At 65.5% G+C, this 22,637-nt stretch carries 21 protein-coding genes and 2 tRNA genes; 8 read left to right on the top strand and 15 right to left on the bottom strand.

Annotation, left to right across the window (positions count from 1 at the left end; translation table 11 throughout):
- Window positions 1-109: 109 nt before the first annotated feature.
- Entirely contained in the window at window positions 110-1,129 is a 1,020-nt protein-coding gene (locus B3E91_RS06925; protein WP_287028838.1) for a patatin-like phospholipase family protein, read from the top strand.
- 119 nt (window positions 1,130-1,248) lie between these two features.
- Here B3E91_RS06925 and B3E91_RS06930 read toward each other — a convergent pair.
- Window positions 1,249-1,324 (bottom strand) — tRNA-Gly (locus B3E91_RS06930).
- Window positions 1,325-1,326: 2 nt separating this feature from the next.
- Window positions 1,327-1,402: transfer RNA gene (locus tag B3E91_RS06935), tRNA-Glu, on the bottom strand.
- Between the two features lie 220 nt (window positions 1,403-1,622).
- Here B3E91_RS06935 and B3E91_RS06940 point away from each other — a divergent pair.
- Window positions 1,623-2,393 carry a hypothetical protein gene (locus tag B3E91_RS06940; RefSeq protein WP_090229208.1) on the top strand — a complete coding sequence of 257 codons (771 nt, stop codon included), beginning with the start codon at window positions 1,623-1,625 and terminating at the stop codon, window positions 2,391-2,393.
- 9 nt (window positions 2,394-2,402) lie between these two features.
- Here B3E91_RS06940 and B3E91_RS06945 read toward each other — a convergent pair whose 3' ends face one another.
- Together B3E91_RS06945 and B3E91_RS06950 are read right to left on the bottom strand one after the other, a co-directional pair.
- Window positions 2,403-2,885, bottom strand: a complete 483-nt coding sequence (locus B3E91_RS06945) for a GAF domain-containing protein (RefSeq protein ID WP_273229171.1) — start codon at window positions 2,883-2,885, stop codon at window positions 2,403-2,405.
- Window positions 2,882-3,772: an ATP-binding protein gene (locus B3E91_RS06950; RefSeq protein ID WP_287028839.1), complete on the bottom strand. Its 891-nt coding sequence runs from the start codon at window positions 3,770-3,772 to the stop codon at window positions 2,882-2,884. The genes B3E91_RS06945 and B3E91_RS06950 overlap by 4 nt, the downstream gene beginning before the upstream one ends.
- 101 nt (window positions 3,773-3,873) lie before the next feature.
- Between B3E91_RS06950 and B3E91_RS06955 the strand changes: the two genes are divergently transcribed.
- Window positions 3,874-6,186, top strand: a complete 2,313-nt coding sequence (locus tag B3E91_RS06955) for a hybrid sensor histidine kinase/response regulator (RefSeq protein ID WP_287028840.1) — start codon at window positions 3,874-3,876, stop codon at window positions 6,184-6,186.
- A gap of 11 nt (window positions 6,187-6,197) precedes the next feature.
- Here B3E91_RS06955 and B3E91_RS06960 read toward each other — a convergent pair whose 3' ends face one another.
- From B3E91_RS06960 to msrB, 3 genes are all read right to left on the bottom strand, one after another.
- Window positions 6,198-6,653 (bottom strand): MarR family winged helix-turn-helix transcriptional regulator, encoded by a 456-nt coding sequence (locus tag B3E91_RS06960; RefSeq protein WP_287028841.1) that lies wholly within the window; start codon window positions 6,651-6,653, stop codon window positions 6,198-6,200.
- Entirely contained in the window at window positions 6,650-7,135 is a 486-nt protein-coding gene (locus tag B3E91_RS06965) for a glutathione peroxidase (RefSeq protein WP_287028842.1), read from the bottom strand. The genes B3E91_RS06960 and B3E91_RS06965 overlap by 4 nt, the downstream gene beginning before the upstream one ends.
- 169 nt (window positions 7,136-7,304) lie before the next feature.
- Complete coding sequence (gene msrB, locus B3E91_RS06970; RefSeq protein WP_090229222.1) at window positions 7,305-7,703, bottom strand: peptide-methionine (R)-S-oxide reductase MsrB; 399 nt, start codon at window positions 7,701-7,703, stop codon at window positions 7,305-7,307.
- A 170-nt stretch (window positions 7,704-7,873) separates the two neighbouring features.
- On the opposite strand from msrB, the gene B3E91_RS06975 reads away from it, so the two are divergent.
- The 3 genes from B3E91_RS06975 (at window position 7,874) to htpX (ending at window position 10,535) form a co-directional block, all read left to right on the top strand.
- Window positions 7,874-9,085: a pyridoxal phosphate-dependent aminotransferase gene (locus B3E91_RS06975; RefSeq protein ID WP_090229224.1), complete on the top strand. Its 1,212-nt coding sequence runs from the start codon at window positions 7,874-7,876 to the stop codon at window positions 9,083-9,085.
- Window positions 9,086-9,101: 16 nt separating this feature from the next.
- Window positions 9,102-9,545: a hypothetical protein gene (locus B3E91_RS06980; protein WP_287028843.1), complete on the top strand. Its 444-nt coding sequence runs from the start codon at window positions 9,102-9,104 to the stop codon at window positions 9,543-9,545.
- A gap of 117 nt (window positions 9,546-9,662) precedes the next feature.
- Window positions 9,663-10,535, top strand: a complete 873-nt coding sequence (gene htpX / locus B3E91_RS06985; RefSeq protein ID WP_090229227.1) for a protease HtpX — start codon at window positions 9,663-9,665, stop codon at window positions 10,533-10,535.
- A 58-nt stretch (window positions 10,536-10,593) separates the two neighbouring features.
- Here htpX and B3E91_RS06990 read toward each other — a convergent pair whose 3' ends face one another.
- On the bottom strand, window positions 10,594-11,244 hold the full coding sequence (locus tag B3E91_RS06990; protein WP_287028844.1) for a thiopurine S-methyltransferase: 651 nt from the start codon (window positions 11,242-11,244) through the stop codon (window positions 10,594-10,596).
- Between the two features lie 150 nt (window positions 11,245-11,394).
- Here B3E91_RS06990 and B3E91_RS06995 point away from each other — a divergent pair, with 150 nt between their 5' ends.
- Window positions 11,395-11,823, top strand: coding sequence for an OsmC family protein (locus B3E91_RS06995; RefSeq protein WP_287028845.1), 429 nt, complete (start codon window positions 11,395-11,397; stop codon window positions 11,821-11,823).
- A gap of 59 nt (window positions 11,824-11,882) precedes the next feature.
- Entirely contained in the window at window positions 11,883-12,746 is an 864-nt protein-coding gene (locus tag B3E91_RS07000) for a pirin family protein (RefSeq protein ID WP_273229180.1), read from the top strand.
- A 10-nt stretch (window positions 12,747-12,756) separates the two neighbouring features.
- Here B3E91_RS07000 and B3E91_RS07005 read toward each other — a convergent pair whose 3' ends face one another.
- The 7 genes from B3E91_RS07005 to B3E91_RS07035 all read right to left on the bottom strand — a co-directional run.
- Complete coding sequence (locus B3E91_RS07005; protein WP_287028846.1) at window positions 12,757-13,539, bottom strand: dienelactone hydrolase family protein; 783 nt, start codon at window positions 13,537-13,539, stop codon at window positions 12,757-12,759.
- Window positions 13,540-13,584: 45 nt separating this feature from the next.
- On the bottom strand, window positions 13,585-14,577 hold the full coding sequence (locus B3E91_RS07010; RefSeq protein ID WP_287028847.1) for an HD-GYP domain-containing protein: 993 nt from the start codon (window positions 14,575-14,577) through the stop codon (window positions 13,585-13,587).
- Window positions 14,577-18,278 carry a PAS domain S-box protein gene (locus B3E91_RS07015; RefSeq protein ID WP_287028848.1) on the bottom strand — a complete coding sequence of 1,234 codons (3,702 nt, stop codon included), beginning with the start codon at window positions 18,276-18,278 and terminating at the stop codon, window positions 14,577-14,579. The genes B3E91_RS07010 and B3E91_RS07015 overlap by 1 nt, the downstream gene beginning before the upstream one ends.
- A 304-nt stretch (window positions 18,279-18,582) precedes the next feature.
- Window positions 18,583-20,484 carry a molecular chaperone HtpG gene (gene htpG, locus B3E91_RS07020; RefSeq protein ID WP_287028849.1) on the bottom strand — a complete coding sequence of 634 codons (1,902 nt, stop codon included), beginning with the start codon at window positions 20,482-20,484 and terminating at the stop codon, window positions 18,583-18,585.
- Between the two features lie 115 nt (window positions 20,485-20,599).
- Window positions 20,600-21,901, bottom strand: coding sequence for an MFS transporter (locus B3E91_RS07025; protein WP_349681594.1), 1,302 nt, complete (start codon window positions 21,899-21,901; stop codon window positions 20,600-20,602).
- Window positions 21,898-22,344: a PaaI family thioesterase gene (locus B3E91_RS07030; protein ID WP_090229242.1), complete on the bottom strand. Its 447-nt coding sequence runs from the start codon at window positions 22,342-22,344 to the stop codon at window positions 21,898-21,900. The genes B3E91_RS07025 and B3E91_RS07030 overlap by 4 nt, the downstream gene beginning before the upstream one ends.
- Window positions 22,341-22,637 (bottom strand): PaaI family thioesterase (locus B3E91_RS07035; protein WP_287028850.1); only part of this gene is annotated, 297 nt, incomplete at its 5' end. The genes B3E91_RS07030 and B3E91_RS07035, both read right to left, overlap by 4 nt.

Here is a 22,637-nt window from a genome sequence, read left to right on the forward strand (position 1 = left end):
CCGGGTCGTTGGCGCTTCCCAGCGCGCTGCTAGCCTATGTCGCAGCTTCAGCCAGCGATGTCCGCGCTTCTGGCCAGATGCTCCCGCAAAAGCCACAGAGGACATCGACATGGCGATCGAGCTGAATGGACAAAGCAAACGAATCGGGCTGGCGCTGTCCGGCGGAGGATTTCGCTCGGCGGCGTTTCATCTGGGCGTGATGCGCCAGCTCGAGGCGCTCGGCCTGCTCGGCAAGCTGGACCTGATCAGCTGCGTCAGCGGAGGCAGCATCGCCGGTGCCAGCGTGGCGCTGAACTGGCAGGCGCAGAACAGGCTGGGGCCGCTCGACAGCTACCTGCGTACCCAGTCGATCGCGGTGGCCTCGTTCATTGGCGGCGCCCTGGACATCTTCGAGACCCGCCTGGAAAAACTCGCCGACTCCTACGACAAGCATCTGGTAAGCGGAAAAACGCTGGCGGCCTTGAGCGCGGGTCCACGCCTCTATCTGAACGCCACCAACCTGGCGACCGGGAACCTGTTCTTCTTCGTTTCCGGCGGCGGCAAACCCAGCGAACTCGGCGAGTACGAACTCGGCGTGATCGAAGCACCGGCCTTCCCCCTGAGCCTGGCAGTCGCGGCGTCCTCGGCGTTTCCACCGGTCTTCCCGCCGCTGCGGCTCGGCCCCGACCGCTACCAACCGAAGGCCGAGTTCGCCATCGAGTACGTGACCCTGACCGACGGTGGCGTCTACGACAACATGGGCATCAACCCGCTGCTGGCGAAGAGAAATGCACTGGACTACCTGATCGTCAGCGACGGCGGCAAGCCCTTCGCTCTCGACAGCCGCCCCACGGAATCCGGCGCCATCGTCCTGAAGGCCGGGCTGGATATCATGATGGAACAGATACGCGGCCTGGAATTCGACCGCCTCGAGCATCGCGCCCTGGCCGGCGTCGGGCCGAAACCGATGTGGTTCTCCATAGACAGCACCGAAGGCGAGGCCCAGGCCGGCGACGCCGCTTTCGCCTCGGCCATCGATACCAACCTGAGGCGGCTGTCCGAAGCGGAAATGAACGTACTCACCCGGCATGGCGCCGCATTGGTGAAAGCACGCCTCGAGAGGTACGCAGCGGAACTGCTGGCCGGCTAGCTTCGCTGGGGACGCCGCGCGGGAGAGAACCGCCCATGGGAAGAATGCCGAAAACGAAAAAGGCGGCCCGGAGGCCGCCTTTTTTGGCTATCAGGCTTTGGTGAGCCTGACTGCAGATTTGGAGCGGGAAACGAGACTCGAACTCGCGACCCCGACCTTGGCAAGGTCGTGCTCTACCAACTGAGCTATTCCCGCAATGGCGTCCCCTAGGGGACTCGAACCCCTGTTACCGCCGTGAAAGGGCGGTGTCCTAGGCCACTAGACGAAGGGGACGCAGCCCGGAACTTACAACTTCTTTTCCGGCTTCTGGCGTTTCGCTTTTGGCTTCACGCTGGAAGTGGCGCGCATTCTATTTAGCCTTCGAAAGGTCGTCAAGCACCCTTCAAATATTTTTTTAAATCAACGACTTCAACTGCTGTCAGCGCGCCACTATCGGATGACACGCCAAGCCTCTACACTCGGGCAAAACGCGCACACTACTAAGGTGAAGAAGATGTCACCCATCGTCATTTCGGTTCTGGTAGCCGCCGGCATCCTGCTATTGCTGGGCATCGGCTACATCAACCACATGGTGGAAAACAACGCGCTGGAGAAAGCGCGGCTGCGCGCTGACCTCACGGACCGCACCCGTCGCATCGGCGATCTGTCGGAGGTCTTCCCCGGGCAGTACATGACGCCGTCGCTCAAGCTGCTGCTGGTCGGGCTGGAGCTCAAGCTCAGCGAACGGCTGCTGACGGTCGACAAGAACAACGCCGAGCTGCGCGCCCGCATCGCCTACCTGCAGCCGCTGTTCGCCCAGGGTGAAGGCATAGTCCCGGGCAACCCGCCGCAGCCGATCAACAATGACGGTCAGGCCAAGGAAGTGCGTTTCCAGCTGGAAACGCTGCACGGGCAGATCACCCGCGCCGCGCAGGAAGGCCTGCTCTCGGCCAACGATGCCAAGCAGTGGATCGCCAACGTGCGGCACATCCTGGTGCTGCTCCACATCGAGTTCTTCACCAACCTCGGTCAGCAGGCGCTGCAACAGAAGCTGCCGCGTCAGGCGCGGCTGGCTTACGAGCGTGGCGTGCAGTTCCTGCGCAAGCAGCCCAACGTCGCGCAGTACAAGGCAGAGCGCGAGAAGCTGGAGCAACAGCTGGCGCAGACCGAAGCGATGATCCTCGCCTCCGACCAGCCACATCTGGAAGAAAACACCGAGCTGAATGCCGGCCTGTCGCAGCTGGAGGAGGATGACGTCTGGCAGAAGAAGAAAATCTACGACTGAGGACTACGCTCAGCAGTCGGTCAGCCGCAGGAAGATCGCCGCCAGACGCTCCAGGCCCTGCTGGTCCGCCTCGCCGAAGCGGGCCAGGTCGGGGCTGTCCAGGTCGAGCACGCCGATCAGTCGCCCGTCCTTGAGCAACGGAATGACCAGTTCGCTGTTCGAGGCGCTGTCGCAGGCGATGTGACCCGGAAATGCATGCACATCCTCGACCCGCTGGGTTTTCCCGGTTGCCGCCGCGGTGCCGCAGACGCCACGCCCGAAGGGAATCCGCACGCAGGCCACCTTGCCCTGGAACGGCCCCAGCACCAGCTCCTCGCCACGCGCCAGGTAAAACCCCGCCCAGTTCAGCGCGCCAAGCTCATGAAACAGGAACGCCGAGAACTGCGCCGCGTTGGCGATGAAATCGCGCTCTCCGGCCAGCAGCGATTCCAGTTGGGCCGCCAGCAGGCCGTAGCCTTCGAGGCCCTCGCCGACCTCGTCGAGCGCGATCATGCCTCGCTCCCCAGCAATTGCAGCCCGACCCACTGGCGGGCGAACTGGTACGCGCAGCGCCCGTTGCGGTTGCCACGACCCGAAGCCCAGCGGATCGCCTGCTTCTCCAGCTCCTCGCTCCATTGCCATTGCAGGCCCGCCTGCTCTGCCATGCTGCCGATCCAGTGGCGCACGACATCGAGGAAATGCTCCTGGGTGAAGGGGTAGAAAGACAGCCACAGGCCGAAGCGGTCGGACAGCGCAATCTTGTCCTCCACCGCCTCGTTGGGGTGCAGCTCGCCATCCACCATCTGCCAGTTCTCGTTGTCGCTCTGCTTCTCGGGCACCAGATGGCGGCGGTTCGAGGTGGCGTAGAGCAGCACATTCTCCGGCGCGCGCTCCAGCGAGCCGTCGAGCACGCTCTTGAGCACGCGGTAGTCGCCCTCGCCCGCCTCGAACGACAGGTCATCGCAGAACAGCACGAAACGCTGCGGCAGACGCATCAGTTGCTCGACCACCCGCGGCAGATCGGCCAGGTGATCGCGCTCGATCTCGATCAGGCGCAGGCCGGCGGCGGCGTTTTCAGCCAGCAGCGCCCGGACCAGCGACGACTTGCCGGTGCCACGAGCGCCCCAGAGCAAGGCGTGGTTCGCCGGCAGGCCGTCGAGGAACTGCCGGGTGTTGCGCGCCAGTTGCTCGCGCTGGCGGTCGACGCCGATCAGGTCGTCGAGGTTCAGGTCGAGGCTGACCTGCAACGGCAACAGGAAACCGGAGCGCCCTTCGCGCTGCCAGCGCGCGGCCAGGCAGTGGCTCCAGTCGAGCGGCGGGCGCACCGCCGGGAGCAACGGATCGAGGCGGGCCAGGACGCTTTCGGCACGTTCCAGAAAGGCGGTCAAACGGGGTTCCATCGAATACTCCTGCGACTCGTCGATGACGCACCGGGCGATGCCGGCGACGCGGTTGATTGGGCTATGCTTGGACGGCGACGGACTCGAGTTGGCCGCTACCCATGGATATATCGTTCACCGACCGCTTGTCATTCAAGCAGGCCAGCCTGACGGTACTGGTAGCATTCATTCTCGGCACGCTGCTGAGCCTGATCCAGGTAGGCGTCGATTATGCCAGCGAAGATGCGTCCATCGATCGCGAGATGCAGACGCTGCTGGAAATCGCCCACAACCCCGCGGCGCGCATCGCCTACAACATCGACGCGGAACTGGCGCAGGAACTGGTCGAAGGCCTGCTGCAATCCCCCGCCGTGATCCGTGCGGAAATCATCGACAACGACGGGGTGACCCTGGCGAGCGTCAGCCGGACACCGCATGTCGATGGCTATCGACTGTTCAGCGACATGCTGTTTGGCGAGCACCGCGGCTTCGAATCGACCCTGTTCGTCGACCACGACCCCGGCGAGAACCTCGGCCTGCTGCGTCTGCAAGTCGACACCTATGCCTTCGGCGACCACTTCCTGCGCCGCTCCTTGATCACCCTTCTTTCCGGCTTCGCCCGCAGCCTGCTGCTTTCGCTGATCCTGCTGGTGATGTTCTACGCCATGCTGACCAAGCCGCTGGCCGGCCTGGCGCGTGCACTGAGCACCCGCGACCCGCGCGACCCGCATCAGCGGCTGGAGCTACCGGCGGGCCATGAGCACGACGAAATCGGCGTGCTGGTGCATGCCATCAATCAGCAATTGCAGCTGACCAGTGCCGAGATCGAGCAGCGCCGCGAAGCCGAGAATCGACTGACGCAGTACCTCGGCGAACTCGAAGACATCGTTTCGGCGCGCACCGCCGAAGTGGAAGCGGCCAACGCGCGCCTCATGGCCTCCAACCGCGACCTGCAGGCCGCCAAGCGCACCGCACAGGAAACCGCGCAGGCGCGTGCCGCCTTCCTCGCCCACATGAGCCACGAAATCCGGACGCCGTTGAACGGCCTGCTGGGGATGCTTTCGCTGTCGATGGACGGCCCGCTAGGCACCGAGCAGCGCCAGCAGCTGTCGATTGCCCACGATTCGGGCAAGGTCCTGGTGGAGCTGCTCAACGATATCCTCGACCTGTCCAAGTTCGAGGCCGGGCAACTGGAGCTGGAGCGGATTCCCTTCGACCTGGGCAGCCTGGTGGAGGACACCGCCAGCCTGCTGTCGCAGAACGCCAGCCCCGGCGTGGAGTTGACCTGCCTGATCTCGCCGGGGCTGCCGAGCCAGTTGCTGGGCGATCCGACGCGTGTCAGGCAGATCGTCAGCAATCTGCTTTCCAATGCGCTCAAGTTCACCCGCACGGGCCGCGTCGATGTGAAGGTCCGGCCCAGCGCGAACGGTGTCTGCATCATCGTTCGGGACACCGGGATCGGTATCCCGCCCGCGGCCCAGGCGCGGATCTTCCATCCGTTCGCCCAGGGCGGCGCCGGCATCACCCGCCAGTACGGCGGCACAGGGCTCGGCCTGGCGCTGGCACGGCGCCTCTGCGAAGCCATGCAGGGCGAGCTTGAGCTGGATTCGCGCGAAGGCCAGGGCAGCCAGTTCATCGTCGACCTGCCACTGCCGGCGCACCAGTTGGCCGCGCCCGTCCACCGCATGACCGGGCGGGTCGTCGCGCAGATCGCCGCCGACAGCGGCCTGGATGAACTCCTCGACACCTGGCTGCCGGCGTTCGGCCTGGAATACTGGCGCCAGGACCCTTCGCAGTCTCTCTCCGGGACGCAGGTCGATCTGCTGATCAGCGATCGCGCGGAAAACCTGCTCGGCCTGCGAGCCGAAACCTCGGCGCCGCTGCTGCTGATCACGGCCTACGGCAACTTCCTGCCGACCGAGGAAACGGCGCACCTGGCACCGCTGGAGCAGTTGGCACGACCGCTGTCGCGCGCCGCGCTCGCGCAGTCGCTGTCACGCCTGCTCGGCCAGGAGCCGACCAACGTCGATCCACAGCAGCGCGAGGAAAAGCCGTTGCGCCGCGCACGGGTACTGCTGGTCGAAGACAACGCGGTCAACCAGCTCGTGGCCAAGGGCATGCTCGGCAAGCTGGGCTGCGAGGTGGCGGTCGCCGGACATGGCGCCGAGGCGCTGGCGTACCTGGAGGAGCAGGACGTCGATCTGGTGCTGATGGACTGCAACATGCCGGTGATGGACGGCTACGAAGCCAGCCGGCGAATTCGTCGCGACGGACGCTGGGCCGACCTGCCGATCATCGCGCTCACCGCCAATGCCCTGCCGGACGAACGCGAGCGCTGCCGCAGCTGCGGGATGAACGACTACCTGGCCAAGCCGTTCCGCCGCGAAGAACTGGCGGCGATGCTCGACACCTGGTTTTCACCCTCCGCCCACTAGCGAACCGCCCTTCAGCGATCCATCAGGTGCAGCAGCCGGTCCAGGCGTTCGCGCAGCTCGATCAGCTCACCGGCATCCACATCCGCCATGCAGTGCAGGCGCTGCTGCACCGGGGGAACCTGGCCACGCAGGGCCACACCAGCCTCGGTGAGGCCGAGGTGCACCTCCCGCTCGTCCCGAACGGCGCGCTGCCGGCGCACCAGGCCGAGTTGTTCGAGGCGCTTGAGCAACGGCGTCAGGGTTCCGGAATCCAGCATCAGGCGCTGGCCCAGCGCCTTGACCGTCGGCTGCCCGGGGTCGCTGGCCTGCCATTCCCAGAGCACCATCATCGCCAGGTACTGCGGATAGGTCAGGCCGAGCGCATCGAGCATCGGCTTGTAGCCGCGGATGACCGCCCGCGAAGCGGCGTACAGCTTGAAGCAGATCTGCTGATCCAGCGCCAGACCGGCCTCCTCGGCAGGACTCACTTGAGCAGCGCCTCGATCTCTCCGGTCAGCTCCTCGGGCTTGGTGGTGGGCGCGAAACGCTTGACCAGCTGGCCGTCGGCGCCGATCAGGAACTTGGTGAAATTCCACTTGATGCCCTGGCTGCCGAGCAAGCCGGGAGCACGCTTCTTCAACTGGACGAACAGCGGGTGCGCGTCGGCGCCATTGACGTCGACCTTCTTGAACAGCGGGAAACTGACACCGAAGTTCAGTTCGCAGAATTCGGAGATGGCGCTCTCGTCGCCGGGTTCCTGCTTACCGAACTGGTTGCACGGGAACCCGAGCACCACCAGGCCCCGGTCCTTGTAATCCTGCCAGAGCTTTTCCAGGCCCTGGTATTGCGGAGTGAAGCCGCACTTGCTCGCGGTGTTCACTACCAGCAGGGCCTTGCCACCGAAGTCGGCGAGGGATTTCTGTTCGCCCTTGATGGTGGTGCAGGGTATGTCGAGGAGTACGTCGCCCATGGTTGTTGTCCTTGTGCAGGGGAAAGGAGACGGGAAAATAGCAATCAATTGAATTGTGCACAATTTATCTTGATCTGCAGGACCTTTTCAGTTCGCCAAGCAGCGACGTTACAGCGCTAGGTAAGGTGGGCTGAAGCCCACCCTACCGAGGGCGGTGCTTCTGGTGGAATCACGCGTCGCGCGGTTCCAGCTTCAGCGACGCCGAGTTGATGCAGTAGCGCATACCGGTCGGGCGCGGACCATCTGGGAACAGGTGGCCGAGGTGGGCGTCGCAGCGCGCGCAGCGTACTTCGACACGGTGCATGCCGTGGCTGAAGTCCTCCAGTTCGCGGATCGCCTCGGGCGACACCGGCTGGAAGTACGCCGGCCAGCCGCTGCCGGAGTCGTACTTGGTTTCGGAGTCGAACAATGCGGCGTCGCAGCAGGCGCAGCGGTAGAGGCCGGGCGTCTTGCTGTCGTTGTACTTACCGGTGAACGGACGCTCCGTACCGCCCAGGCGGCAGATGTGGAACTGCTCGTCGGAGAGCTCCTCGCGCCAGGCGTCCAGGGGTTTTTCAAGCTTGTCCATGGGGTTACCTCGTAGCGGAAAAAAGCCCGGGCTGTACCTTTTCCGGTCATCGGGCCGGACGTATCATGCCTGACTTTCGACAGCGGCCTGGCGTCCGGGTTGCGGCCCGCCCCCTCTCCGCCCTCCTCCAAGCGCGACCGTCCGCCGCGCCATTCGGGACATCCAGCCTCATGCAGTTCAGCAAATCGAACAAGCTCGCCAACGTCTGCTACGACATCCGCGGCCCGGTGCTCAAGCACGCCAAGCGCCTGGAAGAGGAAGGCCAGCGCATCCTCAAGCTGAACATCGGCAACCCGGCGCCGTTCGGTTTCGAGGCGCCCGAGGAAATCCTCCAGGACGTGATCCGCAACCTGCCCACCGCGCAGGGCTACAGCGACTCGAAAGGCCTGTTCAGCGCGCGCAAGGCGGTGATGCAGTACTACCAGCAGAAGCAGGTCGAAGGCGTCGGGATCGAGGACATCTACCTGGGCAACGGCGTTTCCGAGCTGATCGTGATGTCGATGCAGGCGCTGCTCAACAACGGCGACGAGGTGCTCATCCCGGCCCCCGACTACCCACTGTGGACCGCCGCGGTGGCGCTTTCCGGCGGCAAGCCGGTGCACTACCTGTGCGATGAACAGGCCGGCTGGTTCCCCGACCTCGCCGACATGAAGGCGAAGATCACGCCGAACACCAAGGCGATCGTGCTGATCAACCCGAACAACCCGACCGGCGCGGTGTACTCCAAGGAAGTGCTCGAGGGCATCGTCGAACTGGCGCGGCAGAACGGGCTGGCGCTGTTCTCCGATGAAATCTACGACAAGATCCTCTACGACGAGGCGGTGCACATCTCCACCGCTTCGCTGGCGCCGGACGTGCTCTGCCTGACCTTCAACGGGCTGTCCAAGTCCTACCGCGTGGCGGGTTTCCGTTCCGGCTGGGTGGCGATTTCCGGGCCCAAGCAGCATGCGCAGAGCTACATCGAGGGCCTCGACATCCTCGCCAACATGCGCCTGTGCGCCAACGTGCCGAGCCAGCATGCGATCCAGACCGCGCTGGGCGGCTACCAGAGCATCAACGACCTGGTGTTGCCCAACGGCCGCCTGCTGGAACAGCGCAACCGCACCTGGGAGTTGCTCAACGACATCCCCGGCGTCAGTTGCGTCAAGCCGATGGGCGCGCTCTACGCGTTCCCGAGGATCGACCCGAAGGTCTGCCCGATCCACAACGACGAGAAGTTCGTCCTCGACCTGCTGCTCTCGGAGAAACTGCTGATCGTCCAGGGCACCGCGTTCAACTGGCCGTGGCCGGACCATTTCCGGGTGGTCACGCTGCCGCGCGTCGACGATCTCGAACAGGCCATCGGACGCATCGGCAACTTCCTCAAGACCTATCGCCAATGAGCCAGCGGGGCGCCTGATGGATCTGCAGATCGACGAGTTCTACAAAAATGCCGCTGCCGGCATGCTGCTGCTCTATCAGGCATTTCCGCGCAAGGTGGGGCTGTACGTCGTCGACCTCATCGGCTTCGAGGAGCCCGACGAGTTCGGCCTGCCGAGCAAGCGTCACCAGAGCTGCCTCGGCGCGCTGATCTGGCTTGCCGACGAGGGCTACATCCGCTACGAGTCGAGCATCCGCTACGAAGCCCTCGATCAGGCGGTGCTCAGCGAAAAGGGCTTCCTGCGCCTGTCCAGGCCAGTGCCGCATGTGGCGGGCGGCGCCGAGCTGCCGGCGGCCGTGCGCCGTGTGCAGGGCACCCTCGCCCATCAGTTGCGCGAGGCGCTGGCCGAGGGCCAGAGCGAGCGCATCGCCCGGCTGGCCCGGCTGATCTTCGACCGTGCGCCGGCATCCTGCGCCGAATGACCCGCCGCAGAGGCGCCCAGGACACAGTTTGATACCAGAGCTTGGTTGAACTGGCCGATGGCGCCCCTTATATAGCCGACGTACTTACTCTGTTATCCCGTGAGGATCGTTTTAACCATGATGCGCATCCTGTTGTTCCTGGCCACCAACCTGGCGGTACTGGTCATCGCCAGCATCACCCTCAAGCTGCTCGGGGTGGACCGCTTCACCGGTCAGAACTACGGCAGCCTGCTGGTCTTCTGCGCCGTATTCGGTTTCGCCGGCTCGCTGATTTCGCTGTTCATCTCCAAGTGGATGGCGAAGATGAGCACCGGCACGCAGATCATCAGCCAGCCGCGTACCCGCCATGAGCAGTGGCTGCTGCAGACCGTCGAGCAACTGTCCCGCGAAGCCGGCATCAAGATGCCCGAAGTGGGCATCTTCCCCGCCTACGAGGCGAACGCCTTCGCCACCGGCTGGAACCGCAACGACGCCCTGGTCGCGGTCAGCCAGGGCCTGCTGGAGCGTTTTTCGCCGGAGGAAGTGAAAGCCGTACTGGCCCACGAGATCGGCCACGTGGCCAATGGCGACATGGTCACCCTGGCGCTGATCCAGGGCGTGGTGAACACCTTCGTGATGTTCTTCGCGCGGATCTTCGGCAACTTCGTCGACAAGGTGATCTTCAAGAACGAGGACGGCCACGGCATCGGCTACTTCGTCGCGACCATCTTCGCCGAGCTGGTGCTGGGCATCCTCGCCTCGATCATCGTCATGTGGTTCTCGCGCCGTCGCGAATTCCGCGCCGACGAAGCCGGCGCCAACCTGGCGGGCACCAACGCGATGATCGGTGCGCTGCAACGCCTGCGGTCCGAGCAGGGCGTGCCGGTGCAGATGCCCGACAGCCTGACCGCGTTCGGCATCAACGGTGGCCTGAAGAATGGCCTGGCCGGGCTGCTGATGAGCCACCCGCCGCTGGAGGAGCGCATCCAGGCGCTGCGTCAGCGCGGCTGATTCGGGCAGACATGAAAAAGGGCGGTCTCGACCGCCCTTTTTGCTGCTTGCGACACGGCTATCGACGCAGCCTGTAGACGCTTTCCTCCAGCTGCGTGAGCCCGCGCTGGAGGAATCTCCAGTTTTCACCCAGTACGTTTAGCGACTCCAGCGTGTCGATTCGCCAACCCGCGTACAGCTGGCGAACCTCCGCATCCGCGACGGCGAACGGCGGGCCGCTCATCTGCGCCTGGTCATAGTCGAGGGTGATCAGCAGGCCTTCGCAGCGGGACGGCAGGATACGCTCCAGGTGCTCGACGTAGGCCCGGCGCATCGGCGGTGGCAGTGCGATCAGCGCGGCGCGGTCATAGACGGCCACGCAATCGGCGACGACCTCGGCGCTCAGGGCGAAGAAATCGCCACACCACAGTTCGACGTCGCCATGCCGATGCACGCTGAACGCGCCGCGCTGCTCGACCTGCGCCTCCAGCCCACGCTCGGCGAAGAAGTCCTGCACCGCCCGCTCCGCCAGCTCGACGCCGATCACGCGCAGACCGCTCGCCGCGAGCCAGTCGATATCCAGGCTCTTGCCGCACAGCGGCACCAGCACCTGAGCGCCCTTCTCCACGCCCAGCGCGGGCCAGTGACGGCGGAGGTAGGGGTTCACCTCATAGAGGTGAAAACCGATTTCGTTGCGTGACCAGCGTGCCTGCCAGAAATCCGCTTGCATCGTGTGTGTCTGCTCCATGGTGGTCGGTGCCTCGCAGAATAATCCAATCGGCGTGCCTGCGGCGCCTCCCGCCCACGACTTTCAAGCGGCAGGGAACGTCGTCGATAATAAGCGCTCCATTGGGTAGCCTTCCCGCATGAGAGAACAACGATGAGCGTGATCGTCAGCAGCGAATCCAGTGACAACTACCGCCAGCGCATCGAGGTGGACGAACGCCACGAGCTCTACACCGACCTGCCGACCTCGGCCGGCGGCGAAGGCAGCGCGCCCGATCCGCACGATTACTTCGACGTCGCCCTGGGCACCTGCAAGGCGCTCACCGTGACCCGCTACGCCCGCGACAAGGGCATTCCGCTGACCGGCGTGAGCGTCGAGGTCAGCCACGATGGCAGCGAGGAGCGCCAGGGCCGCCAGGGCCGCTATGCCTTGAGCGTGGTCCTCACGCTCAAGGGCTCGCTGACCGCCGAGCAGCGCGCCAGCCTGCTGCGCGTGGCGGACAAATGCCCGCTGCACAAGCTGATGACCACCGCCGAGGTGAGCATCGACACCCAGCTCAGCGAAGGCGCCTTCAGCCAGTAGCGCTTTTATGCCAGGCGTAACGCGGGCATCCTCCTCGCACCTTCAACTGGAGCGTCGTCATGTCCGAACTTCGCCTTCTGCGTGCCCACCGCGAGGAACTCGCCGGCCAGGCCATCCTGCGCAGCCTGCCCGCTGCGCAATGCCGCAGCGTCGGCCCCTTCGTGTTCTTCGATCACATGCTGCCGACGCAGTACCCGCCCGGCCATGGCATGAACATCCTGCAGCACCCGCACATCGGCCTGTCCACCCTCACCTACCTGTTCGAGGGCGAGCTGCTGCACAAGGACAGCCTCGGCTCGGCGCAGCAGGTGCGCCCTGGCGAAGTGAGCTGGATGACCGCCGGCAGCGCGGTGGCCCATGTCGAGCGCACGCCCGAGGCGCTGCGCGAACGCGGCTCGCTACTGCACGGCCTGCAGGTCTGGCTGGCGTCGCCACGCGCGGACGAATGCGGCGAGCCCTGCTACAGCCATCACCCGGCCGACAGCCTGCCAGCCAGCGAAAGCCTGGGCGTGCATATCCGCCTGATCGCGGGAGAGGGTTTCTGCCTGAAGTCGCCGGTGCCGGTGCTCTCGCCAACGCTGTATGCCGAACTACGCCTCAGCGCAGGGGCGTCGCTGTTGATTCCGGCGGAACACGAGGAACGCGCGCTCTACCTGATCGATGGCGAGGCGCTGGTGGAGGATCAGCCGCTGACGGCGCAGACGCTGACGGTATTGCCGCCCGGCGAAGCGCTGACGCTGAGCGCCTGCGGTAGTTCGCACCTGGTGCTGATCGGCGGTGCACCGCTGGACGGGCCGCGACGGATGAACTGGAATTTCGTCGCCAGCGACCCGGCGCTGATCGAGCGCGCCCGTCAGCGCTGGAGCGCAGGCGACTGGCCGCAGGTGCCCGGCGAAACCGGGCGCATCGAGCTGCCAGCCTAGAGCTGCCCGATCAGGCGCGCGGCGCGAAGGCTTCGCTGAAGAAGTCGTCCAGCGCGCGGAACGCCCGCGCCGCCACTACCGGATGGTATTCGGTCATCCCCGGCATGTTGGCCGCCGGGTTGCTGAACGAGTGCACGGCACCGCCGTACTGCACCAGTTGCCAGTCCACTCCGGGCGCCGCCTGCATCTCGGCGATGAAGCCCTGGACCTGGGTTTGCGGCACCAGCGGGTCATTGGCGCCGTGCAGCACGAGGACCGAGCCGCGGATATTGCGGGCGTCTTCCGGGTTCGGCGTATCCAGGGTGCCGTGCAGGGAAACGAAGCCCTTCAGCGGCACGCCGGCGCGGGCCATTTCCAGCACCGTGCAACCGCCAAAGCAGAAGCCGATGGCGCCCAGACGATCGAGGTCGAGTTGCGCTTCGCCGGCCTGGGCCTGGAACGTCGTCAGCGCCGCCTGCGCGCGCTTACGCAGCAGCCCGCGGTCGGCGCCCAGCGGGCCGATGGCGGCGCCCGCCTCGTCGGCATTCTGCGGACGCACGGCGCTGCCGTAGAGATCCGCGACGAAGACCACGTAACGCTCGGCGGCGACACGCGCGGCCTTCTTCAATGCATTGCCGGTCACCCCCATCCAGTTCGGCACCATCAGCAGGCCGGGCCGCGGCGCGGCCAGCGAGGCGGAATGCACCAGCCAGCCTTCGTGGGGCGTGCCGTCGATTTCATAGGCAACCGGTTTGGCCAGCACCTGGGCGGCAGCCAGCTCAGCTACGGCGTCCTGCAGGGAATTCGAGGTCATCAGGTTTCTCCGTTGGAATGAAAAGTCGGTCCGCCGGAGCGGGATTCACTCCTCCGCCCAGCGGGCCTTGATTGCGAGTACGTCCGGCAGACAACCCATGAACAGCTCGACCAGCCGCGGATCGAAATGCCGTCCGCTTTCACGCCGGAGCAGGTCCAGGGCGTCCTCCACCGCCCATGCCACCTTGTAGGGGCGCACGCTGGTGAGCGCATCGAAGACATCGGCAATCGCGACGATACGCGCCTCGAGCGGGATGGCTTCGCCTGCCAGCCCGAGAGGATAACCCGAACCGTCCCATTTCTCGTGATGCCCGAGCGCGATGCGTTGCGCCGTGCGCAAAAGGCCGGAGGGGTGCTCGCCGATGATCCGCGCGCCGATGGTCACGTGGCTGCGCATGACCCGCCATTCGTCTTCGTCGAGGGCGCCGCGCTTGCGCAGGATCGCGTCGGGGATGCCGATCTTGCCGACGTCGTGCATCGGCGCGGCGTGCAGCAACTCCTCCGCCTGGGCCTCGCTGTAGCCGGCCGCACGCGCGAGCACCTGCGAGTAGTGACTCATGCGGATCACGTGGAGACCGGTTTCGTTGTCCTTGTACTCCGCCGCCAGCCCGAGCCGCTGGACGATTTCCAGGCGGGTCTGGCGCAGCGTTTCGACGTGCACCAGCGACAGATGAGTGCGCAGTCGCGCCCTGACGATCGGCGGGCTCACCGGTTTGGTGATGTAGTCCACGGCGCCGACCTCGAAGCCCTTGGCCTCGTCGTCGGTGTCCGCCAGGGCGGTAACGAAGATCACCGGTATTCTCGCGGTGCTCGGCTCGGCCTTGAGCGCGCTGCAGACCTCGAGACCGGTCATGCCCGGCATCATCACGTCCAGCAACACCAGATCGGGCGACTCGGTGAAGGCCAGTTCGAGGGCCTTGGCGCCGGATTTGGCGAAGAGCAGCCGGTAGTCGTCCTGCAGGATGTGCCGGAGCACCTGCAGATTGGTCGCCTCGTCGTCGACCAGCAGCAGCTTTGGCCGACTGTCCACTCGATCCATCAGGCGACCTCCTTCGTGCTCAACCTGCCCTGCAGACCCCGCAGTTGCTGCGCCGCCCGCTCGAATTCGAAATCCTCGAGCAGCTGTTCCAGCGCAGCCAGTTCTGCGCCGGCGGCGTCCTCGCCCAGCGCGCTGCGCACGGACGCCCACAGCGGCTCTTTCAGTTCGCCATGCTCCAGGCTGTCGATGAAGCCAGGCAGCAGTGCCCGCAGCGCGGCGGCATCGAAGGGCATGTCCGCCGCCTCGGCGAAGTTCGGAGCGGAGCGCGGCGCATGCAGAGCCAGGCTGTCGGTGACCGCGGCGAAGGCGCTGGCTAACTGCGCCTGAAGGTCGTCGAAAGCGCTCATCGCCGGATTCTTCAGCGCCTGTTCCAGCGTAACGGCCCGCTCGCAGAGGTCCACCAGCGCCAGGTTGCCCGCCACCCCGCGCAGCCGGTGGGCCTGCGCGACGGCGGCTTTTCGATCGCCGGCACGCAACGCCGCGCCGAGCAGCGCACAGGCGTCCCGGTTCTGCTCGATGAAGTGCGAAATGGCGTCGCGCAAGGCCTGGTCGCCGCCCCAGAGGCGCATGCCCCTGGCCCAGTCGATCACGTCGCCGTGGGCCGGCTCACTCACCGACGGCACGCTCGCCGCGGCCCGCGGGCCGAATACCCGGCCCAGCTCGGCGAACAGCGCGGCGACGTCGATCGGCTTGGAGGTAAAGCCGTCCATGCCGGCTTCATGGGCGCTGCGGCGGTCCTTTTCCAGCACGCTGGCGGTGATCGCGATGATCGGCGTGCGCGGCATGCCGCGCTGCGCTTCGATGGCGCGAATCCGCCGGGTCGCTTCCAGGCCATCCATGCCGGGCATCTGCACGTCGAGCAGCAGGATATCGAAGCGGCCGGACTCGAACGCCGCGACGGCTTCGGCGCCGTCGCGCGCCTGCACGATACGGTGGCCCTGCTCGCCGAGGATCATGCTCAGCAGCTCGAGGTTCTGCGGCACGTCGTCGGCCAGCAGGATGTCCAGCGGCGGCAGCTCCTGACGCAGCGGTGCAAGGGCCAGCGGGCCGGCGTCGACCGCCTTCAGCGGCAGCAGCACGTGGAACACGCTGCCGACGCCCAGCTCGCTCTCCACGGTGATGTCGCCGCCCATCAGCTCGCACAACTGGCGCGCGATGGTGGTACCGAGACCGGTGCCGCCGAAGCGCCGGCTCATGGAGGCGTCGGCCTGGGCGAACGGATCGAAGATTTTCTGCAGACGATCGGCGGCGATGCCGATGCCGCTGTCCTCGATGCGCAGGTGCACACGCCCCTGGTCGTCGAACACCGCCAGGCACACGCCGCCCGCCTCGGTGAACTTCACCGCGTTGCCGAGCAGATTGGTCAGTATCTGTTGCACGCGCAGCGGGTCGCCGGAGAACCAGTCGCCAAGCTCGGCCGAATAATCCAGCGTCAGGCTCAGCCCCTTGGTCTCGGCGCTCAGGCTGAGCGAGGCCACCAGTTGTTCGCACAGCTCGCGCAGCGAGAACGACACGCTCTCCAGCTCCAGTGCGCCCTTTTCCAGTTTGGCGGTGTCGAGGATGTCGTTGAGCAGCCCCAGCAGCGAACGCGCGGAGTGCCGCACGGTTTCCAGATGGCGGCGCTGGGTCGGGTCCAGCGAGGTGCCGAGCAACAGCTCGGAGAAGCCGATCACCGCGTTCATCGGCGTCCGGATCTCGTGGCTCATGTTGGCCAGGAACGAGGTTTTCGCGGCCGCGGCCTGTTCGGCGCGCTCCTTGGCGAGGCGCAACTGGTTCTGGATTTCATGGCGGACGCTGACGTCGGTGGCGAACTTGACGATCTTGAACGGTTTGCCATCGCTATCGAAGATCGGGTTGTAGGACGCCTGAATCCAGATGTTTCGCCCATTCTTGCCGCGCCGATGGTATTCGCCGGCATCGTACTCACCCGCGCGCAGGCGCTGCCAGAAGTCCTGGTACTCGTCGCTGGCGACGTAGTCGGGATAGCAGAACAGGCTATGGTGCCGACCCTGGATTTCCTCCAGCGTGTAGCCGGAAAGCGCCAGCAGGTTCGCGTTCGCGGTGAGTACGCGCCCCTCCAGATCGAACTCGATCATGCCCATCACGCGACTGATGGCTTCCACGGTGCCTTCGTATTCGGCGTTGCGCAGCTTGCTCTCGGTGATGTCCAGCATCACCCCGTCGACCCATTGCGGCTGGCCCTGGTCATTGAGCACGGCGCTGCCGCCCTCCCAGATCCAGTGCTCGTGACCCTCGCGGTCGATCAAACGGTACTCGATCACATAGCTTTGCCCGGCCGCGATGGAGGCCCTCACCTCGTCGTCGAACGCTTTCATGTCGTCGGGATGAATCAGTTCGCCGATGCGTACTTCCTGCGCCATGAACGCCTCTGCCGGCCAGCCGGTCAGCCCCTCCACCGCGTCGCTCATGAACAGGGCGGTCCAGTACTCGTCCAGCAGCACGCGGAAGGACACCCCGGGGATGTTGCGAATCAGCGAGCGGTATTGCTGCTCACTTTCGCGCAGCGATTGCTCCATCGCCTTGCGCTCGCTGATGTCGGAAATGAAACCGACGAAGAGGATCTGGTCAGGCAGCATCGCCATGCCCAGCGCGAGGCGTATCGGCAGCAAGGTGCCGTCGCGGCGCAGCCCGAGCGTTTCGCGGCTCTGGCCAACGACGTCCACCGGCTCCCCGTGCGCGTAGGCGTGCAGGTAGCCGGCATACTCACGGCGCACCGCCTCGGGCATCAGCATCTCGAAGTGGCGGCCGATCAGCTCTTCGGTGGACCAGCCGAACAGCCGTTCGACCAGGCGGTTGGCGCTGACGATATGGCCGCGCTGGTCGAGGGTGATGATGCCGTCCACCGCCGTATCCAGCAGCGTGCGCATCTTCGATTCGCTGCTCTGCATCTGCAGGTACATCAGCCGGTAGCGCAGCAGGCTGTTGGCAGCCAGTACGAACACGCTGAGGGTCAGCGCGATCAGGGTCACGGCGAGGGCGATGTAGTTCGCGTGCAGCGCGCTTTGGGCTACGTCCAGCGTCGGGCTGCCGACGAAACGGGCGCCGATCATGCCGGTGTAGTGCATGCCGGAAATCGCCAACCCCATGACGCTCCCGCTGATCAGCACTGACCGGAACGAGGACAGGTTCCTCACGCGCGCCAGGCGGAAACGAATCCACAACGCCAGCACGGCAAGGCCGACCGCCACCACGATCGACAGGGCGAACCAGATCGGATCGAAACGTAGCAGCGGGCCCATGCGCATCGCCGCCATGCCGGCGTAGTGCATGGCACCGATCCCGGCGCCCACCAGCAGGCCGCCGACCCACAGGGCGCTGGCGCTCAGGCGCGGTCGCGAGAGCAACTGCAGGGCGACCCAGGACGCGCCAAGGCTCGGCACCACCGACAACACGGTGATACCCGGTTCGTAGCTGACTTCGGTGCAGAGTTGCAGGGCCAGCATGCCAATGAAGTGCATCGACCAGACGCCACCGCCAAGGGCCAGCGCACCGGTACCGATCGCCACCTGTCGATAGAGAAGACTGGCACTGGCGCGCGCCACACCGGCCATTTGCAGCGCCATGCTCGAGGCGAACACCGCGATAGCCAGCGAAAGCAGCACCAGCCACGGGTTGTAGCTGGCGAGCAGGAGCAGGCCCGGGTCGCGGGTATCGCCGAACAGGGAAATCAGTTCATTCATGGGGCGGTTCTACGTGCACTCAGGAGCTGACAGCTGACGAGCCCTGGCCGGTAAGCCTGGGTGAGCGCCTCGGGGCGCTTCGGGGCGCTTCTGATCGATTGAAGACGACGGCCCGATTCGGTCGGGCAGCCGAGCGATATCAATATGCCACCATAATACCTCAGCGGCGCGCCCAGCCTAAAGCCTCCATGCGGAAGGGCCTCATTGATCCTCTATAACGACCCGATTGATTTTTTCTGTACCCAGAACGACAAAAGGCCCGCCTCCGGAAAGAGACGGGCCTTTTGCTGACCGCTTACTCAGCTCAGGCGGATAGCTCGACCAACAGCTTGTTCAGCCGACGCACGTAGCTGGCCGGGTCCTTCAGGCTGTCTCCCGCGGCCAGGGCAGCCTGGTCGAAGAGGATGTGGCTCAGCTCGCCGAAGCGGTCCTCGTCGGGCTCGCGATCGAGCTTCTCGATCAGCGGGTGCGTCGGGTTGAACTCGAAGATCGGCTTGGAATCCGGCACCTTCTGCCCGCTGGCTTCGAGGATCTGGCGCATCTGCAGGCCGAGATCGGCCTCGCCAATCGCCAGGATCGCCGGCGAATCGGTCAGGCGGTGCGACACGCGCACCTCCGCCACCTGCTCGCCCAGCGCCGCCTTGAGGCGTTCGACCAGGCCTTCCTTGGTCTTCGCGACCTCTTCCTGGGCCTTCTTGTCCTCTTCCGAGTCCAGCTTGCCGAGGTCCAGATCGCCGCGCGCGACGTCGACGAAGTGCTTGCCGTCGAATTCGGTGAGGTAGCTCATCAGCCACTCATCGATGCGGTCGGTGAGCAGCAGCACTTCGATGCCTTTCTTGCGGAAGACTTCCAGGTGCGGGCTGTTCTTCACCTGCGCGTAGCTTTCGCCGGTCAGGTAGTAGAGCTTGTCCTGCCCGTCCTTCAGACGCGAGACGTAGTCCGCCAGGGACACGCTGGGCTCGCCTGATTCGTCGGAGGTCGAGGCGAAGCGCAGCAGACCGGCGATCTTCTCGCGGTTGGCGAAGTCTTCCGCCGGACCTTCCTTGAGCACCTGGCCGAAGTGTTTCCAGAAACTCTTGTACTGCTCGGGCTCGCCCTTCGCCAGTTTCTCCAGCATGTCCAGCACGCGCTTGGTCAGCGCCGACTTCATCGAGTCGACCACCGGGCCGGACTGGAGGATTTCCCGCGAGACGTTCAGCGACAGGTCGTTGGAGTCGATCACGCCCTTGATGAAGCGCAGGTACAGCGGCAGGAACTGGTCCGCCTGATCCATGATGAACACACGCTGCACGTACAGCTTGAGGCCCTTGGGCGCTTCGCGCTGGTACAGGTCGAACGGCGCGCGGGCCGGGACGTAGAGCAGCGAGGTGTACTCGAGCTTGCCCTCGACCTTGTTGTGGCTCCAGGACAGCGGGTTCTCGTAGTCGTGCGCGACGTGCTTGTAGAACTCCTGGTATTCCTCGTCCTTCACCTCGGTACGCGGACGCGTCCACAGGGCGCTGGCGCGGTTTACGGTTTCCCACTCGGTCTCGGCCGGCTTCTCTTCGTCGCCGTGGTGCTCCTTCGGCAGCTCGATGGGCAGCGCGATGTGGTCGGAGTATTTCTTGATGATGTTGCGCAGGCGCCAGCCATCGGCGAACTCTTCCTCGCCCTCTTTCAGGTGCAGGACGATGCGCGTGCCGCGCTCGGCCTTGTCGATGTTCTCGACCTCGAATTCGCCCTCGCCCTTCGACGACCAGAGCACGCCTTCGCTGGCCGGCTGGCCGGCGCGGCGGGTGAACACCTCGACCTTGTCGGCGACGATGAACGCCGAGTAGAAGCCCACGCCGAACTGGCCGATCAGGTGGGAATCCTTCTTCTGGTCGCCGGAAAGGTTCTTCAGGAAGTCGGCGGTGCCGGATTTGGCGATGGTGCCCAGGTGCGCGATCACATCCTCGCGGCTCATGCCGATGCCGTTGTCTTCGAGGGTGACGGTCTTGGCGTCCTTGTCGAAGCTGACGCGAATCTTCAGCTCGGCGCCGCCCTCGAGCAGCTCGGGCTTCGCCAGCGCCTCGAAGCGCAGCTTGTCGGCGGCATCGGAGGCGTTGGAAATCAGCTCACGAAGGAAGATTTCCTTGTTGGAATACAAGGAATGGATCATCAGGTGCAGCAGTTGCTTCACCTCGGTCTGGAAGCCCAGGGTCTCTTTGCGAGTTTCCACACTCATCGTCATCGAACTCCACATGGATGGCACAAGCCGCAGGAGCGGCGGATGTCACCAAGGTGGGGGCTTCGTCTGGGATTTCAAGTGTTTAGCCAGGATTGCCGGGATAACCGGCGGCCTAGGGTTCGAGCAGCTCGATGGCGCTGACCTGCTCCGGGGAGAAGCGGAACAACGCCTCGCCGGGCAGCTTCACGGCGCGACGGACGACGATGTGCCCGTCCGCATCGAGCCCGTCGAAGCGTCCCTCGGCATTCACGCCACGCTCGCTGCGCAGGCGAATCAGCCTGCCGCGATAACGGGAAGGCTGCTGGAGCAGGCGCTCGACGCTCAGCGGCCGGGGCTCGCTGGCGACAGGCTCAGGCGGGCTGGCCGGCGGCTGCGGATCGGTCGCCTGGGCCACCGGCCGGCGTGGCGAATCCACCGGGGCCGGCCGCTTATCCGGCACGCGGGGATAATGATCGCCCTGCACGAACCAGCCTCGCTGGGGGGTCTTGCTCAGCTGCAGCGTCAGGCGCTGCGGCCTGCCGCCGATCGATGCCTGAACGGCGACGTCGGCCCGGCTCGCCGGCCACGCCAGCCCGGCGAGCGGTTGCACGCGCACCTCGCGGGTGGCGAAGCGGCGCTGCAGGTAATCGGTGATCACGTAGCGCAGCGTGTCTTCGTTATCGAGATGGGTATCGACCCCCTCCTCGCGGTAACGCAGCCGGTCGGCGAACAGTTCGACACGGCCGTTAAGGCGGGTGGCGTACGGCGCCGGTAGCGACAGGTGGAATTCGCCGGCCAGCTTGTTCGGCGCCAGCGGTTGCAGGTCGAGGTGCAGGCTGTAACCCTCGCTCAGGCTTCGCACCTGCGGCAACTGGCTTCCCGGCGCCAGCCAGCTCAGCTCGACGTCCGCCACGCCCGGGCGATCCTCGGGAAGTACGTCGAGGCGCACCGCACCCGTCACAGGGCGGTGCAGATGGATGCGCAGCTCGCGGTGAGCGGCGCCCTCGCCCTCCTCGCGCAGGCTGAGCACGCCGTCGATCAGCTCGCCCTGCTGCGGTGCGAAGCGCTGGCCGTTGAGCTGGCCGTTGAGGCGGATGTCCAGTTCCGGCGACGACGTCGGCTCGCGTCTGGCCCAGTCGAGGCTGAAAATCCGCTCCAGACGCTGAGGATCGCTGCCGGCCATCATCGTCAGCCCGACCACCAGCGGAATGACGCCCAGTGCGCACAGCAGCACGGCCCTGCGTGCCAGGTTCCAGCGGAACAGCACGAACAGCAGGGTCAGCGGCGGCAGCAACGCACCGATGCCCCACAGCAGGCTGCTGCGAAAGGCCAGCAGCACCAGCCAGAGCAGCCCGATGGCGATCAGCAGCACGCCGCTGCCCGCCAGCAGCGTCGCCATACCGATGTCGCTCAACGTGGAAAACGCTTCGTTCAAGGTTTGTCGACCTTGAAATGCGCCCGCGCGGTGGCGATCGGCTCGCTCTGGCGGCTCTGCCAGGCGGTGATCGCGACATTCGCCACGCGCCGCCCCTGGCGCCAGACCTGGCATTGCGCATAGGTATCGCGGTAATGCCCGGCACGCAGGTAATCGATGGAGAAGTCGATGATCTTCGGCATATGCGGAATGCCCATGAACATCAGCAGATGCAGCAGACCGGCCTGCTCCATGAAACCGGCGATGACCCCGCCGTGAATCGCCGGGAGCGTCGGGTTGCCGATCAGGTCTTTGTTCGCCGGCAAACGGAACACCATGTCCTCGCCCATCCGCAGGCACTCGACGCCGAGCAGCCGCGCGTAAGGGATCAGGGCGATCAGGCCGTCGTAGTCGTTCCTCTCGTGGGCGTCGCGCACCTGCTGGTTGAGGTCGAGCGCGGTCATACGGCACCGTCCTGGATGTTGCGCGTGACCGGAGCACCCGCGCGGGCGTTCTTGCCCATCCGCATGAAGGTGCCTACGACATGGGCGATCGGCTGCTGCGGATCGTCCTGATAGGCGTAGCCGCGGGTGAAGATGACGTTCTCGGTGACGCGGTAGCACTCGGCGAAGCCGAAGACATCCTTGAGCGGTTCGGCCGGATGCATGTAGTCGATGCGCAGGTCGAGCGTCGGGCAGATCTCGAACTCCGGCAGCACGCAAACCGTCGAGATACCGCAGGTGGTGTCCATCAGGGT

Source organism: Pseudomonas sp. UBA6310, assembly GCF_002438225.1.
GTDB classification, from domain to species: domain Bacteria; phylum Pseudomonadota; class Gammaproteobacteria; order Pseudomonadales; family Pseudomonadaceae; genus Pseudomonas_O; species Pseudomonas_O kuykendallii.